Below are 14,693 nucleotides of genomic sequence, written 5' to 3'. Positions count from 1 at the left end.
TAGAGGGCGTCGGAAACGATGAGCGCGACGACGTAGGTGGTGCCGCCGTCCTGGAAGGAGGCCTCGATCTCAGAAACCGACGGTCGCCTTCTGGATCTTCACCGGCTTCGCGGGCAGCCCGTCGGCGGGACCGTTCGGATCCGTCGGAATGATCCCGGCGGCCACGATCTTGTCCAGCACGTCCATGCCCCGCACGACCTTGCCCATCACCGAGTAGTTCTTCGGGATGTTCGCGAACGAGTGCACGATGAAGAACTCGCTGCCGTTGGTGCCGGGGCCCTGGTTGCCCATGGCGATGGTGCCGCGTTCGTAGGTCTCGGTGCCGTCGACCTCGTCCGGGAATTTGTAGCCCGGTCCGCCCTTTTCGGCTTCGTAGATGTCGCCGCACTGCAGGACGCCGAGGCGCGAGGAGTTCGTCAGGCGCCAGCACTGGCTGTGGTCGTAGAACCGCTGCAGGGCCAGGCTCGCCAGGTTGTGCGCGGCGCACGGGGCGGCGCCGGCGCGGTTCAGACGGACGGTGACGGGGCCGTAGTTGAAGCGGAACGTGACGTCGATGGTGCCGCGGGTCAGCGCGAAGGGGAGCGGCCGCAGCACCGGCCGGGCGGCGGGGTTCTCCGGCGTCGGCGTGAACTCGCAGCGCACGATCGGCAGGGACACCGAAGCAGGTGCGGCCGTGGCCACACCGGGCAACAGGACGGCGGCGAGAGCGGAAACGACAGCGGTGACACCCCAGCGCAGCTTCATGAGGAGGAACCTAACTCAAATGGGTGGTCGTCGGGTAGCGCTTCACGCGGGTCGCGCACGGTGGGTGGCCGTGGCCGCTAGAACACGCACATGGTGACTACGAGCCTCGCGATCCTCCTGCTGCTGATCCCGCCGACCGAGCTACGGCCTGACCAGGTCGAACACGTCGCCTTGCCGTGCGTCCAGACGGGCGCGTCCGCCGCCGACGCGGACACGGCGAGAGCGCTCAACCGGCAACTCGGCACCAAGATGCGCGGCTACATGAACCCGTACAACACGTCGTGCGCCAGGGTGGTCGTCGAAACCGTCCAGAGATCGGGCCTCAACGAACGCGCGGCGGCCATCGCCATCGCCACGGTGATCGTCGAGTCGAGCATCGCCAACCTCGACGGCGGGCTCGGCGACTCGGTCGGGCTCTTCCAGCAGCGCGCCAGCTGGGGATCCTTCCAGCAGCGGACCGACCCGGTCTGGGCGACCGGCCGGTTCCTCGCCGTGATGCGGCAGTTCTATCCGAACGGGGCGTGGAACAACGCCGCCATCGGGGACGTCGCGGCGGCGGTCCAGCGGCCGGCGGCGAAGTACCGGCATCGCTACGGGGTCGAGGCGGGCGACGCGGTCAAGATCGCCAAGGAGCTGTGGTCCCAGGACGGCAATCGGCCCCCGTCCTCGAAGGAGAACGGGGGCCGATGAGCCGTGAAGGAACTACTTGCGCCAGGCCGTGCGCTGCTTGCGCATGTCGAGCACCAGCCCGAACACCAGCGTCAGGGACAGGCCGATCAGCCACAGGTCCTCGGTCCAGCCGTGGTGGTTGCCGTACAGCATCACCAGCAGAATGATCGCGCTCAACCAGCCAGCGATCCGCGTCGCCTTCGGGAAGGAGCCGTGCCAGCCCCATTCGGCCGACGGCTCGTCGCGGGGATCGACGGTGTCGACGCCCACCCGGCCACGCTTTTCGACCGCCTTGCTCGCCACGATCAACTCCTCAAGACCCGGTGGTTCACTTGCCCGCGAATGATCCCACACCTGGCTGCACGCGCCCGACGGGCCCCGCGCGACAATGACCCCCGATGACTACCTCGCGAAGTGTGCTCGTACTCGGTTCGACCGGTTCGGTCGGCGCCCAGGCCCTCGACGTCGCGGCCCGTAACCCGGCGCTGTTCCGGGTCGCCGGGATCGCCGCCGGCGGCTCCGACCCCGCCGCGCTGGCCGCCCAGGCCCTGGCGCACCAGGTCGACGCCGTCGCCATCGGCAGGCCGACGGCCGTGGAAGACCTGCAGCTCGCGCTGTACGCCGAGGCCCAGAAGCGCGGCTACTCCAGCGGCGACTTCAAGCTCCCGCGCATCTTCGCCGGGGCCGACGCGGTCCTCGAGATGATCGACGCCACCCCGGTCGACGTCGTCCTCAACGCGCTGCCCGGTTCCCAGGGGCTCCCGCCGACCCTGCGCGCGCTGGCCACCGGCGCCACACTCGCGCTCGCCAACAAGGAATCGCTGATCGCGGGCGGCCCCCTGGTGCTGGCCGCGGCCAAGCCGGGCCAGATCGTCCCGGTCGACTCCGAGCACTCCGCGATCGCACAGGCCCTGCGCGCCGGCCGGGAGGCCGAGGTCGCGAGGCTCGTCCTCACCGCCTCGGGCGGCCCGTTCCGCGGCCGCAAACGCGAGGAACTGGCCGACGTCACCGTCGAGCAGGCGATGGCGCATCCGACCTGGTCGATGGGCCCGCTCATTACGATCAACTCGTCCACCCTGGTCAACAAGGGGCTGGAGCTGATCGAGGCGAAGCTCCTGTTCGACATCGAGACCGATCGCATCGACGTGGTCGTCCACCCGCAGTCGATCATTCACTCGATGGTGACCTTCGTGGACGGCTCGACGATCGCCCAGGCCAGCCCGCCCGATATGCGGTTGCCGATCGCGCTGGCCCTGCACTGGCCGGATCGCGTCCCCGACGCCGCGGCCGCGTGCGTCTGGGACAAGCCCGCGAGCTGGACCTTCGAGCCGCTGGACAACGAGGCGTTCCCCGCCGTCGAGCTGGCAAGGCACGCCGGCACCGTCGGCGGGTGCGTCCCGGCGGTGTACAACGCGGCGAACGAGGAATTGGTCGCCGCTTTCCTGGCACAGAACACCGGCTTCACCTCGCTTGTGGACACTATTGCCCAGGTGGTGGAAGCCGCCGACGAATGGCGTCGCGAACCTCGCGACGTCGACGACGTACTTGCTGCCGAGCGCTGGGCTCGCGCGCGTGCCGGTGCGCTGATCGGTAAGGGGAAGTAGCGCGTGGTCTTCATTCTCGGGATCGTGCTGTTCGCGCTGGGCATCTGCCTGTCCGTCGCGCTGCACGAGGCCGGCCACATGTGGGCGGCGAAGGCCTTCGGCATGAAGGTCCGGCGCTACTTCATCGGCTTCGGGCCGACGATCTTCTCCTTCCGCCGCGGCGAGACCGAGTACGGCGTCAAGTGGATCCCGCTCGGCGGGTTCTGCGACATCGCGGGCATGACCGCGCTCGACGAGGTCACGCCGGAGGAGTCGAAGCGCGCGATGTGGCGCTTCAAGACCTGGAAGCGCACCGTCGTCATGTCGGCGGGCTCGGCGATGCACTTCATCCTCGGTTTCGTCATTCTCTACTTGATGGCCGTCACCATGGGCCTGCCGAACCCGGCCGCGCAGGCCGCGCCCACCGAGGCCGTGATCAGTGCCACGTCGTGTGCCCGCGCGGCCACGACCATGGAGCAGCTCAACGACACGACCTGCCCGCCCGGCGCCCCGACCCCCGCGAAGACCGCCGGCCTCCAGGCGGGCGACAAGGTCCTGTCCGTCGCGGGCAAGCCGGTGCAGACGTGGCGCGACATGCTCGCCGCCGTCCAGGTCGCCAACGGCCCGACGCCGTTCGTGGTCGAGCGCAACGGGCAGCGGCTGAACCTGACTGTCGACGTGCCGCGGGTGCAGCGACTGGTCGCCGACGGTTCGAACAACACCACGGTCAAGGACGTCGGCATGATCGGCGCCTCGCCGATCCAGAACACCGCGCCACCGCTGCTGACCTACGGCCCGGCCGACGCGGTCGGGGCGACGTTCTCCTTCACCGGCACGATGTTCTCCGAGACCGCCAAACGGCTGATCGAGTTCCCGTCGCGGATCCCCGCGGTGGTGGATTCCATCTTCGGCGGCGAGCGTGACCCGAACACCCCGGTCAGTGTGGTCGGCGCCAGCCGCATCGGCGGTGAGGCCGCCGAGCGTGGCCTGTGGGAGATCTTCGTTCTCCTGCTGGCGAGCCTGAACTTCTTCATCGGCGTGTTCAACCTGCTGCCGCTGCTCCCGCTCGACGGCGGGCACATCGCGGTCGTCTGGTACGAGCGGGTCCGGGACTGGTTCCGGAAACTGCGGGGCAAGGCGGCGGGTGGCCCGGTCGACTACACGAAGCTCTCCGCGATCACGATGGTGCTCGTCTTCCTCGGCGGAGCGGTGACGCTGCTCACCGTCACCGCCGACATCGTGAACCCGGTCAAGCTGTTCCAGTGACGGGGACCGCCGATTACGGAGCGCGCTGTCAGCACCGTTGGGCTGCCCAGGTAATGCTGCTCACCGTGACGGCTGACGTCGTGTCTGTCCGCCGATCGGGGTAGGTACGCTTGACGGCGTGACTGTCGCTCTAGGTATGCCAGCGCTTCCTCCTCCCGTCCTCTCCGAGCGTCGCAAGACCCGACAGCTGCAGGTCGGGCCGGTCGGCGTCGGGAGCGAGCACCCGATTTCGGTGCAGTCGATGACCACCACCCTCACCTCCGACGTCAACGCGACCCTGCAGCAGATCGCCGAACTGACCGCTGCGGGCTGTGACATCGTGCGGGTCGCGTGCCCGTCCGCGGACGACGCCGAGGCGCTGTCCGCGATCGCCACGAAGTCGCAGATCCCGGTGATCGCGGACATCCACTTCCAGCCGAAATACGTCTTCGCCGCGATCGAGGCCGGCTGTGCGGCGGTACGGGTGAACCCGGGCAACATCCGGAAGTTCGACGACCAGGTCAAGGAGATCGCGCGGGCCGCTAGGGACCACGGCACCCCGATCCGGATCGGCGTCAACGCGGGTTCGCTGGACAAGCGGATCATGGACAAGTACGGCAAGGCGACCCCGGAGGCGCTGGCCGAGTCGGCGCTGTGGGAGGCGTCGCTGTTCGCCGAGCACGACTTCTACGACGTCAAGATCTCCGTGAAGCACAACGACCCGGTGGTCATGGTGCGTGCGTACGAGATCCTCGCCGAGCAGTGCGACTACCCGCTGCACCTCGGGGTGACCGAGGCGGGACCGGCGTTCCAGGGCACCATCAAGTCGGCCGTGGCGTTCGGCGCGCTGCTGCGCCAAGGCATCGGCGACACCATCCGCGTGTCGCTTTCGGCGCCGCCGGTGGAAGAGGTCAAGGTCGGGATCCAGATCCTGCAGTCGCTGAACCTCAAGGAGCGCAAGCTCGAGATCGTCTCCTGCCCTTCTTGTGGCCGCGCGCAGGTGGACGTCTACACGCTCGCCGAGCAGGTGACCGCCGGGCTCGAGGGGATGGAGATCCCACTGCGCGTCGCGGTCATGGGCTGCGTCGTCAACGGTCCGGGTGAGGCGCGTGAAGCCGACCTCGGCGTCGCTTCGGGCAACGGCAAGGGCCAGATCTTCGTCAAGGGTGAGGTCATCAAGACCGTTCCCGAGCACGCGATCGTCGAGACGCTGATCGAAGAGGCCATGCGGATCGCGGAGGAGTCGGGCCAGACGATCGGCGAGGGAGAGCCCACCGTCACGGTCGGCTGACTGGTCGAGACCACGTTACGAACGGTCCGTTCATCACAGAAATCTGTGATGAACGGACCGTTCATCACACTTGGGCGCCTCCACCAGCCAAGGTTCTCTCAGCGTGTCGTAAAGCTCGCGTTCCGTTTACGCCGCCGATCTGGCACCCTGGAGTGGTGTTGCGGCTTGCAGGTGCACGGCTGCTCGATGATCGGGACTATCCGGCGGTCCGTGCCGCGCTCGCCGCGGACCCGGTCGGCAGCTGCATGGTCAGTGCCAGGGTGGAGACCGCGGGTCTCGACCCCTGGCGGCTCGGTGGTGAGCTTTGGGCCGCCGACTCCCGTCCCGTGCGGGCGGGCAGACTCCAGGGGCTGTGCTTCTCCGGGCCGAACCTGGTTCCCTTGCGCGGCAACGCCTCCGCTTTGCGTTCCTTCGCCGATCGCGCCCTGCGCCGTCAGCGGAGCTGTTCTTCGCTCGTCGGCCACGCGGAGCTGGTCATCGGGCTGTGGGATGAACTCGAGCCCGAATGGGGCCCCGCTCGCGAAGTACGGCAAGACCAGCCGCTGATGGCGCTGGACGGGGTCCCGCACGTGGCCGTCGATCCGCTGGTCCGCGCGGTACGCCCGGAGGAACTCGACAGGTATCTTCCGGCCGCGATCGCCATGTTCATCGAAGAGGTCGGTGCCGATCCCCGCAACGGCGACGGCGGCGCCGGGTATCGCGCCCGCGTCGCGGAACTGATCGCCGGCGGTCGCGCGTTCGCGCGGTTCGAGGACGGCGAGGTCGTCTTCAAGGCCGAGATCGGTGCGATGTCCTCCACGGTCGGCCAGATCCAGGGTGTCTGGGTGCATCCGGAACGCCGCGGCGGCGGCCTCGGTACCGCCGGGACGGCGTCCGTGGTGACCAGGCTCGTCCGCGGGATGGGCCGCACCGCGAGCCTGTACGTCAACGCCTACAACAGCCCGGCGCTCGCCGCCTATCGCAAGATCGGCTTCCAGCAGGTCGGGCAATACGCGACGGTTCTTTTCTAGACCGGCGTTGCGTTCGGTCGGAAACCGCCGGGGCTGGCAGGATCCGTTGCATGCCAGCAGGTCGTCGTATCGCCGTCGTCGTGCTCGCGGGAGTGGTGGCCCTTTCGGCCACTGGCTGCGGACTCTTCGCCGATTCCGGTCCCGATGAGGCCGTATCGGGCTTCCTCGACGGACTCTCCTCCGGTGACGTGGCCGCCGCGGCCTCCTTCACCGATTCGCCGGACGCCGCGCGCGCGTCCTTGGAGATGGCGCGGAACGCGCTTTCCCCCGATTCGATCAAGGTCGCGGACACGAAGGTCCAGCACTCGTCCGGGGAGGACAACGGGACAGCGACCTATCGGCTCACCTGGAACCTCCCGCGCGGCCGCGTCTGGACGTACAAGGCCGACGCGCAGGTCCATTCCACTCAGGGCGGCTGGAAGGTGCGGTGGCTGCCGACAGCGCTCCACCCGCAGCTGGCCGTGCAGCAGACCATCACACTGAAGTCCGAGCCACCGGACCTCGCGCCGGTGCTGGACCGCGACGGGATGCCGTTGCTACGCCCGCAGACCGTCGTCGGCGTGGTGCTCGACCCGGCGAAGGCGGGGGACCTGGTGGCGGTCTCCGACAAGCTCGGCGCGGTGCTCAGCCGGTTCGACGCCTCGGTGACCGGCCAGTCGATCCGCGACGGGGTGAAGACGCTCAAGCCAGGAGCCGGTTATCCGGTGATCAGTCTGCGCGCGAACGACTACCAACAGGTGAAGCCCGAAATCTACGACCTGCCCGGCGTCCGGTTCGGCCAACAGGACCGGCTGCTGCCCGACGACAAGAACTTCGGCAAGCAGGTGCTGCCGGCCGTTCGCTCGCTCATCGAGGACCAGGTGGAGGGCTCGGCGGGCTGGCGTGTCGTCACACTCGACACGGGCGGCGGCGAGATCACCGATCTGCACACCGAACAGCCCAAACCGGCTCCGGCGGTCGTCAGCACGCTCAGTGTGAAGGCTCAGGGTTCCGCGGAGCGGGCGCTCGCCTCGCTCCCGACGGCTTCCGCGCTGGTCGCGATCCAGCCGTCGACCGGCGAAGTCCTGGCCGTGGGACAGAACGTCCCCGCCGACACACAGGGCGCGATCGCGCTCAGCGGCCGGTTCCCGCCGGGCTCGACGTTCAAAATGGCCACCGCCGTCGCGGCACTGTCCGCGGGCTCGGTGCGGGCGAGCAGCCCCGTCGACTGCCCCGGCTCGGCCATCTTCGAGAACCGGACGGTGCCGAACGAGGGCAAATTCGCCCTCGGCGTAGTCCCGCTGTCCACCGCTTTCGCCAAGTCCTGCAACACGACGTTCGCGAAGCTCTCGACCGAGCTGCCGCCGGCCGCGCTGACCGACGCCGGGCGTGACCTCGGCATCGGCGCCGACTTCGTCATACCGGGCCTGACCACGATCACCGGTTCGGTGCCGCCGTCGAACACCGTCGCGCAGCGGGCGGAGAGCGGATTCGGCCAGGGGACCGTCGTGGCGAGCCCGTTCGGGCTGGCGATCGCCGCCGCGACGGTTCAGGCCGGGAAGGTCCCGGTGCCGACGCTGGTGCGGGGGATGACCACGACGTCGTCCGGTCTCGGGAAGCCGATCCGGCCGGAGGTGCTCGAAGCCGTCCGCGGGATGATGCGCGAGGTCGTCACCGACGGCACGGCGACCCTGCTCAAGCCCCTGCCCGAAGTCCGGGGCAAGACCGGGACCGCCCAGTTCGGCGACGGGACGCATTCGCACGGCTGGTTCGTCGGCTACACCGGTGACCTGGCTTTCGCGGTGCTGGTCACCGACGGGGGGACGGCCAAACCCGCGGTCGAGGCCGCCCAGCGCTTCCTGACGGGGCTCGGCTAGCCAGCAGGTCGTAGGCTGGACTCATGTCCGTTCGTTCCCCCTTGCAGCCCGGCGTCCAGACGCCGAGGCGAGTCGTCCCCGCCAGTATCGCCCGCCCCGAGTACGTCGACCGGCCGGCGCCGAAACGCGACACGGGCAACGGGGTCCGCACGCCCGAGGTGATCGAGGCGATGCGCGTCGCGAGCCGGATCGCGGCACAGGCGCTCGAGGAAGGCGGCAAGGCCGTCAAACCCGGCGCGACCACCGACGACATCGACAAGGTGATCCACGAGTTCCTGCTGGACAACCACGCGTACCCGTCGACGCTCGGCTACCGGGCCTTCCCGAAGTCGTGCTGCACCTCGCTCAACGAGGTGATCTGCCACGGTATCCCGGACTCGACGGTGATCGAGGACGGCGACATCTGCAACATCGACGTCACCGCGTTCATCGGCGGCGTCCACGGCGACACCAACGCGACGTTCCTCGCGGGTGACGTCTCCGAGGAGGCGCGGCTGCTGGTCGAGCGCACCCGTGAGGCGACCGTGCGCGCGATCAAGGCCGTCCGCCCCGGCAGGCAGCTCAACGTGATCGGCCGGGTCATCGAGGCGTACGCGAAGCGGTTCGACTACGGCGTCGTGCGGGATTTCACCGGCCACGGTGTCGGCCCGGCGTTCCACACCGCGCCGACCGTCCTGCACTACGAGGAGCCGTCGGTCGACACGGTCATCGAGCAGGGCATGACCTTCACGATCGAGCCGATGATCACCCTCGGCACCATCGACTACGACATCTGGGCCGACGACTGGACCGTCACCACCAAGGACAAGAAGTGGACGGCCCAGTTCGAGCACACCCTCGTGGTGACCGAGGACGGCGCGGAGATCTTGACTGTTCCCTGATCGCGCGCTGACGTAAACACGCCGAAGGGGCGCCGTATCGTACGCAACTCACGTTGTGTGCGAAGGCGCCCCTTCATCGTGTTTCCGTGGGCCTCCGGCCCAAAAGAGGGCGCGCGACGTGAAGTCTCCGTCGGGCACAGAGCGCCCTCGGGGAGACCGTGTGGTCGGCTGGAGGGCTCGTTGCGCTTTTACTCGTCCCGCTCCACTCTGGCGAGCAGCTCGTCCAGGAAACCGCACGCCTCGGAGGCGGCCCGGTCGGCGTCGCCGTCGGCGATGGCCTCGGCGAGCCCCTCGTGCCCGATCTCCGGCAGGTATTCGCCCCCCGGTGTCACGTTCGACGTCGCGGCCACGCTGGCCGTGATCACCTCGGTGAGCCCGCGGTACATCTCGGTCAGCAGGGTGTTGTGTCCACTTTGGACGACGGCGAAGTGGAATTCCGCGTCGAGACGGGCGAAATCCTCCCAGTGGCGCTCCCGCAGTTCGAGATTGCGGCGTTCCAGCAGCGAGCGCAGCTCGGTGACCTCCTCCTCGGTCCGCGACAAGGCCGCGAGCCGGGCACCCTCGACCTCGAGGATACGCCGCACCTGCAGCACTTCACGCAGCTCCGAACCGCACAACCGCCGGATCGCGCCCGAGACCTCACTGGTCGCGCGCACGTAGGTGCCGTCGCCTTGCCGGACCTCGAGCAGTCCCGTGTGCGCGAGCGCGCGAACGGCCTCCCGGACGGTGTTGCGCCCGACGCCGAGCTGTCCTGCCAGCTCCGGTTCGGTCGGAATCCGCTGCCCGATGGGCCATTCTCCCTGCGTGACGGCGTCACGCAGCTGCTCGATGACCTGATCGACCAGGCCGGCACGGCGCGTGGTGGCCAATGGCACAGCGTTGTCCCTTCATCCAATCATCCTATGTATGTGATACTAGCCGACGTGCGTGTCGACTCCCGAGAATCCGCTTCCCCGTTCGACGATCGTCTTGAACTCGAAGGCTCGATCGAAACGGAGTGGCGACCGGGAGTGATCTCCGGCGGCGTCCTGCTCGGCGTCGCGGTGATCCTGGTCGCCTTCAACCTGCGCCCGGCGATCACCAGCGTCGGCCCGATCCTCGGCGAGATGCGCGACGACCTCGGCGCCACGGCGACCTGGGCCGGCGTGCTCACCACGCTCCCCGGCCTCTGTTTCGCCGCCGCCGGGCTCACCGCCCCCGCGCTGGCCCGCCGGTTCGGCGTCGGCGTGGCCATCGCGTCCGCGCTGTCGGTGCTGGCCGTCGGACTGGTGCTGAGGGTGATCGACGGGCCGTACGTCGTGCTCGGGGGAACCCTGGTGGCCACGGCGGGAATAGCACTGGCGAACGTGCTGATCCCAGTCGTCATCAAGGACTCCTTCCCAGCGCGTGTTGGCATGATGACCGGCGTGTACACCGCCGCTCTTCAGGGCGGAGGCGCCCTGGGGTCCGCGCTCACCCCTCCCCTGGAGAACGCGTTCGGCGGCTGGCGTCAAGGTCTCGGCGCCTGGTCGGTGCTGGCGGTGCTCGCACTCCTCGTCTGGATTCTCGCAGCCCGCGGTACCGGGCGTGCGCCCGTTCCCGAGGCAGGCAAGCAGGGTAGCGGGCGATCGCTCCTGCGGAGCCCCCTTGCGTGGATGGTCACCCTTTTCTTCGGCACTCAGGCCTTTTTGGCCTACGTCGTGATGGGCTGGCTGCCGGAAGTGTTGATCGACGCAGGGGTGAGTAAGGGTGACTCCGGCCTGTTGCTCGGGCTGATCTCGCTCATCGCCGTCCCGATCAGTCTCGTGGTGGCCCCGATGGCCGCGCGGCACGGCAGTCAGAGCCCGTGGATCGTCGGGCTCGGCGTCTTCGGCTTCGTCGGCATGGTCGGCATGATGGTCGCCCCGGCCGCCTCGCCACTGCTCTGGTGCCTCCTCATCGGGCTCGGGATGAGCGTCTTCTCGCTCGCGCTGACGGTGATCGCGCTGCGGGCGCGCACCAGCGAGGACACCGCGCGGCTGTCGGGGATGGCGCAGGGAATCGGCTACCTGATGGCCGCCGTCGGGCCCTTCCTCTTCGGGCTGCTCCACGACCTCACCCACGGCTGGACCGTGCCCTGGATCATGATGCTCGTCGTCTTCGCCGCACAGATGACCTTCGGCGCCTTCGCCGGTCGCCGCCGCTTCGTCTGAACGCGTTCAAAAACCTCTTGACCCCACGCCGGGCGGAGCCATAGCCTGAGTGAGTTGAACCTGTTCAAAAACTCAGGTGCTGGGGGTCGGCGTGATGGAGGAACTGGCGTTCGGGATGGCCTTGGCCTGCTTCGCCGCGGTGTGCGTCGCTATCGCACCGGAGCGGCCCGCTCCGGTCGCGACAACCGCGGAGTTCTACCGCGCCGTGAACCGGGTCTGTGTACAGGCGGGGAAGGACAGCGGCGTGAGGCGCGAGCTCTATTGGCCGGACCCACGGGGGGACGTCGCGGTCGAGCGGCGCAAGTGGGAGCACTACGTCGCGATGAAGGTGGACGGCGCCAGAGAGGTCTTCAAGGGGGCGACGGGGGTCCGCACGAGCCGCGGAGACGCGGTCTCGGCGCGTGAGGACTTTCTGGCGGCCGTCCGCCACTATCTCGAGGCAGGCGAGCGGTTCCAGGGGAATGGGGCCCGCTCGCCCGCCTTGATGGATGCCTCCGACAGCGCGAGAGACGTGGTGCGGGATCTCGCGCAGAGGCATGAGGCCTACGCCTGCGTGATCCTGACCTGACTCGCGGGTGAGGGGATCAGTCCAGCGGCAGGTTCAGCAGGGCGTTCTCGACCAGTTCCGGCATCGCCGGGTGGATCCAGTACTGCCCGCGCGCCATGCTCTTCGCGTCGAGACCGAAGCTCATCGCCTGGATCAGCGGCTGGATCACCGATGACGCCTGCGGGCCGATGATGTGCGCGCCCAGCAGTCGCCCGGTGGCCGGGTCGGCGAGCAGCTTCGCGAAGCCGGTGGTGTCCTCCATCGCCCAGCCGTAGGCGATGCCGGCGTAGTCCTGGTGCGACGTCACGTACGAAACGCCGCGCTCGCGAGCCTCGCGTTCGGTCAGTCCGACCGAAGCGACCTGCGGCGAGGTGAACACCGCGTGCGGGACGAACCGGTGGTCGGCTTCGATCCGCTCGTCCGGGTGCAGCAGGTTGTGCTGCACGACGCGCTGTTCGTGGTTCGCGACATGCTTGAGTTCGAAGACCGACGAGATGTCGCCGAGCGCGTAGATCCCGTCGACCACGGTCTGCTGGTACTCGTCGACGACGACGTGCCCGCGCTCGCCTGTGGTCACGCCGGTGGCGCCGACGTCGAGGATGTCGGAGTTCGGCCTGCGGCCGGTGGCGACCAGCAGCACCTCGGCCTCGACGGTCTCGGCGCCCTGCGGGCCTTCGAGGTCCAGGGCGACTCCCGACGAGGTCTTGCGCGCGCGGACGGTCTTCCGGTCGAGCCGGACGTCGAACCGTTGCGCGGCCAGTTCGGTGAACCGGGCGCTGACGTCGTCGTCCTCGGAGCGCAGCAGCGCGCCGGACCGGTTGACCACCGTGACGTTCACTCCGAACGAGGCGAAGACGTGCGCGAACTCCGCCGCGATGTACCCGCCGCCGAGGATCACGATGCTCGCGGGCAGTTCGTCGAGCCGCATCACCGTGTCGGAGGTGTGATAGCCGGTTTCGGCGAGGCCGGGTACGTCCGGGAGCACCGGGCGCCCGCCCGCGGCGAGGACGAACCGGTCGGCCGTGATCGTCTCGGCCGGGCGGCCGTCGGGGTAGCTGACCTGGAGTTCCCTGTGCCCGGTGAAGCGGCCTTCGCCCTCGTACACGGTGACGTTCTTGTTGTCCTCGTGCTTGACGCGGTATTCGCGCCCGCCCGCGGCGATCGGGTCGATCCGCCCGAAGATCCGGTCGCGGACGTCGCGCCAGCGGACGCCGAGCAGCTCCTCGTCGACGCCGTACTTCGCCGACGACGCGGGGGTGGCCGCGACGTTGGCGGCGTGCACGAACATCTTCGTCGGGATGCAGCCCACGTTCAGGCAGGTGCCGCCGAACGTGCCCTTCTCCACGATCGCCGTGTTCCAGTCCGCGAAACGCGGGTCGAGGATCGAGTTACCCGATCCGGTACCGACGATCACCAGGTCGTAGTGGGGCACGCTGTGTTCCTTTGCGGCTGGAGCGGGTGGTTCCGACTCTAGCCAACTTGTCACAGCGGGCGGCGGGGTTGGCGTACTCGGTGTCGGTGCTGATGACGAAGTTTCGGGAGACTGCTCGTAGCTGCCGATGGGGACGGCGCGGGCTGCGGGGTTGTCGGAACACGAGGGGCGGGACTGGAACACGACAGCTGGAAGAAGGCCGTAACCACCAGAACCGTCCCCGTCGCCCGCACGGGCTCCGGCGTGACAGATGCGTTCGGTGAGCACAGCTCCACCCGTTTCAGTGACACCACCTCGGGCTTTCTCGGATTAGGGTATTCGCAATCGCTCGTGTACGCGCTGGAGTCGAATGACTTCCCAGGGTTTGACCGTACGTACGCCCCGGTGAAGGGACCGAAGATGCCCAAGAAGTCACATCGCACCCTGTTGCTCGCGGTCGGGGCGGTGCTCGCGACGGCCGTGATGGTGCCGGTGGCGGTCAGCAGCGCGTCGGCGGACGACAGCGCGGTGAGCGGACCGGACAAGGCCGTCGAGCCGAGGATCGTGGGCGGCGGCAAGGCTTCGGTCTCGCAGTACCCATACGCGGTCTACTTGGCCGATCGCGCCGGTAACCAGTACTGCGGAGCGGTGATCGTCAGTTCCACGACGGTCGCGACGGCGGCGCACTGCGCGGTCGCGGTCGACAAGAACGACGTCCGGGTGGTCGCGGGCCGCGAGGACAAGCGATCGCGGGAAGGCGTGGAACTGCGTGTTTCGAAGGTCTGGGTCAGCCCCGACTACCAAGGCGATCCCGCCAAGGGTGGCGACATCGCGGTGATGACGGTCAGCGGTCAGCTTTCGTACCGGCCCGCGAAGGTCGCCGACACCAGTGATGTCGAGAAGTACCGCGAAGGCACGAAGGCGACGGTGCTCGGCTGGGGCCGCGTCGCCGACGGCGGCGCGCGTTCGGACTACCTGCGCAGCGCGGTCGTCCCGGTGGTCAGCGACAAGACCTGCCGCACCGCGTACTCGGGCTACAACCCGAGTGACATGGTGTGCGCCGGCTACCCCGAAGGCGGGATCGACGCCTGCCAGGGCGATTCGGGTGGCCCGCTGGTGGTGGGGGACACGCTGATCGGGATCGTTTCGTTCGGCGAGGGCTGCGCGAAGCCGAACAAACCGGGTGTGTACACCCGCGTCTCGCACTACGCGAACGAGATCTCCCAGCAGAACAGGCGGGGCTTGATCGGCTGATCGATGCCGTCTTCCCGTCCGATGTGCTAAC

14 protein-coding genes are annotated in these 14,693 nt (G+C 68.6%); 10 read left to right on the top strand and 4 right to left on the bottom strand.

Annotated elements, in window-relative coordinates; translation table 11 throughout:
• Positions 1-69: 69 nt before the first annotated feature.
• Positions 70-744, bottom strand: a complete 675-nt coding sequence (locus tag ACM6LU_RS28220) for a peptidylprolyl isomerase (protein WP_414940796.1) — start codon at positions 742-744, stop codon at positions 70-72.
• 90 nt (positions 745-834) lie between these two features.
• On the opposite strand from ACM6LU_RS28220, the gene ACM6LU_RS28215 reads away from it, so the two are divergent.
• The gene (locus ACM6LU_RS28215; RefSeq protein WP_414940795.1) at positions 835-1,434 is read left to right on the top strand and encodes a hypothetical protein; all 600 of its coding nucleotides are present in this window, start codon (positions 835-837) and stop codon (positions 1,432-1,434) included.
• Between the two features lie 12 nt (positions 1,435-1,446).
• On the opposite strand, the gene ACM6LU_RS28210 is transcribed toward ACM6LU_RS28215, so the two are convergent.
• The gene (locus tag ACM6LU_RS28210) at positions 1,447-1,716 is read right to left on the bottom strand and encodes a DUF2631 domain-containing protein (protein WP_414940793.1); all 270 of its coding nucleotides are present in this window, start codon (positions 1,714-1,716) and stop codon (positions 1,447-1,449) included.
• Positions 1,717-1,811: 95 nt separating this feature from the next.
• Between ACM6LU_RS28210 and dxr the strand changes: the two genes are divergently transcribed.
• From dxr to map, 6 genes are all read left to right on the top strand, one after another.
• Positions 1,812-3,017, top strand: coding sequence for a 1-deoxy-D-xylulose-5-phosphate reductoisomerase (gene dxr / locus ACM6LU_RS28205; protein ID WP_414940792.1), 1,206 nt, complete (start codon positions 1,812-1,814; stop codon positions 3,015-3,017).
• A gap of 3 nt (positions 3,018-3,020) precedes the next feature.
• On the top strand, positions 3,021-4,262 hold the full coding sequence (locus ACM6LU_RS28200) for a M50 family metallopeptidase (RefSeq protein WP_414940790.1): 1,242 nt from the start codon (positions 3,021-3,023) through the stop codon (positions 4,260-4,262).
• A gap of 118 nt (positions 4,263-4,380) precedes the next feature.
• The gene (gene ispG, locus ACM6LU_RS28195) at positions 4,381-5,532 is read left to right on the top strand and encodes a flavodoxin-dependent (E)-4-hydroxy-3-methylbut-2-enyl-diphosphate synthase (protein WP_414940789.1); all 1,152 of its coding nucleotides are present in this window, start codon (positions 4,381-4,383) and stop codon (positions 5,530-5,532) included.
• 155 nt (positions 5,533-5,687) lie between these two features.
• Complete coding sequence (locus ACM6LU_RS28190; RefSeq protein ID WP_414940787.1) at positions 5,688-6,542, top strand: GNAT family N-acetyltransferase; 855 nt, start codon at positions 5,688-5,690, stop codon at positions 6,540-6,542.
• A gap of 50 nt (positions 6,543-6,592) precedes the next feature.
• Entirely contained in the window at positions 6,593-8,398 is a 1,806-nt protein-coding gene (locus tag ACM6LU_RS28185; protein ID WP_414940786.1) for a penicillin-binding transpeptidase domain-containing protein, read from the top strand.
• Between the two features lie 23 nt (positions 8,399-8,421).
• Positions 8,422-9,279 carry a type I methionyl aminopeptidase gene (gene map, locus ACM6LU_RS28180; protein WP_414940784.1) on the top strand — a complete coding sequence of 286 codons (858 nt, stop codon included), beginning with the start codon at positions 8,422-8,424 and terminating at the stop codon, positions 9,277-9,279.
• Between the two features lie 188 nt (positions 9,280-9,467).
• Here map and ACM6LU_RS28175 read toward each other — a convergent pair whose 3' ends face one another.
• Positions 9,468-10,154, bottom strand: a complete 687-nt coding sequence (locus tag ACM6LU_RS28175) for a FadR/GntR family transcriptional regulator (RefSeq protein WP_414940783.1) — start codon at positions 10,152-10,154, stop codon at positions 9,468-9,470.
• A 48-nt stretch (positions 10,155-10,202) separates the two neighbouring features.
• On the opposite strand from ACM6LU_RS28175, the gene ACM6LU_RS28170 reads away from it, so the two are divergent.
• The gene (locus ACM6LU_RS28170; RefSeq protein WP_414940782.1) at positions 10,203-11,450 is read left to right on the top strand and encodes a CynX/NimT family MFS transporter; all 1,248 of its coding nucleotides are present in this window, start codon (positions 10,203-10,205) and stop codon (positions 11,448-11,450) included.
• A 94-nt stretch (positions 11,451-11,544) separates the two neighbouring features.
• Positions 11,545-12,018: a hypothetical protein gene (locus ACM6LU_RS28165; RefSeq protein WP_414940781.1), complete on the top strand. Its 474-nt coding sequence runs from the start codon at positions 11,545-11,547 to the stop codon at positions 12,016-12,018.
• A gap of 16 nt (positions 12,019-12,034) precedes the next feature.
• Here ACM6LU_RS28165 and ACM6LU_RS28160 read toward each other — a convergent pair whose 3' ends face one another.
• A complete protein-coding gene (locus tag ACM6LU_RS28160; protein WP_414940780.1) occupies positions 12,035-13,429 on the bottom strand; it encodes a mycothione reductase in 1,395 nt (464 codons plus the stop codon).
• A 399-nt stretch (positions 13,430-13,828) separates the two neighbouring features.
• Here ACM6LU_RS28160 and ACM6LU_RS28155 point away from each other — a divergent pair, with 399 nt between their 5' ends.
• Entirely contained in the window at positions 13,829-14,662 is an 834-nt protein-coding gene (locus ACM6LU_RS28155) for a S1 family peptidase (protein WP_414940778.1), read from the top strand.
• The last annotated feature ends 31 nt before the right edge of the window (positions 14,663-14,693 follow it).

The sequence above is a fragment of the Amycolatopsis sp. cmx-11-51 genome (assembly GCF_047608665.1).
GTDB lineage: Bacteria > Actinomycetota > Actinomycetes > Mycobacteriales > Pseudonocardiaceae > Amycolatopsis.
This window is presented reverse-complemented; position numbering and strand designations above follow the sequence as displayed.

Excerpts from the sequence above, each read along its gene's own strand:
- ACM6LU_RS28215 (WP_414940795.1), top strand. The coding sequence starts at position 835 with ATGGTGACTACGAGCCTCGCGATCCTCCTGCTGCTGATCCCGCCGACC.
- ACM6LU_RS28165 (WP_414940781.1), top strand. The coding sequence starts at position 11,545 with ATGGAGGAACTGGCGTTCGGGATGGCCTTGGCCTGCTTCGCCGCGGTG.
- map (WP_414940784.1), top strand. The coding sequence starts at position 8,422 with ATGTCCGTTCGTTCCCCCTTGCAGCCCGGCGTCCAGACGCCGAGGCGA.
- ACM6LU_RS28185 (WP_414940786.1), top strand. The coding sequence starts at position 6,593 with ATGCCAGCAGGTCGTCGTATCGCCGTCGTCGTGCTCGCGGGAGTGGTG.
- ACM6LU_RS28155 (WP_414940778.1), top strand. The coding sequence starts at position 13,829 with ATGCCCAAGAAGTCACATCGCACCCTGTTGCTCGCGGTCGGGGCGGTG.
- dxr (WP_414940792.1), top strand. The coding sequence starts at position 1,812 with ATGACTACCTCGCGAAGTGTGCTCGTACTCGGTTCGACCGGTTCGGTC.
- ACM6LU_RS28220 (WP_414940796.1), bottom strand. The coding sequence starts at position 744 with ATGAAGCTGCGCTGGGGTGTCACCGCTGTCGTTTCCGCTCTCGCCGCC.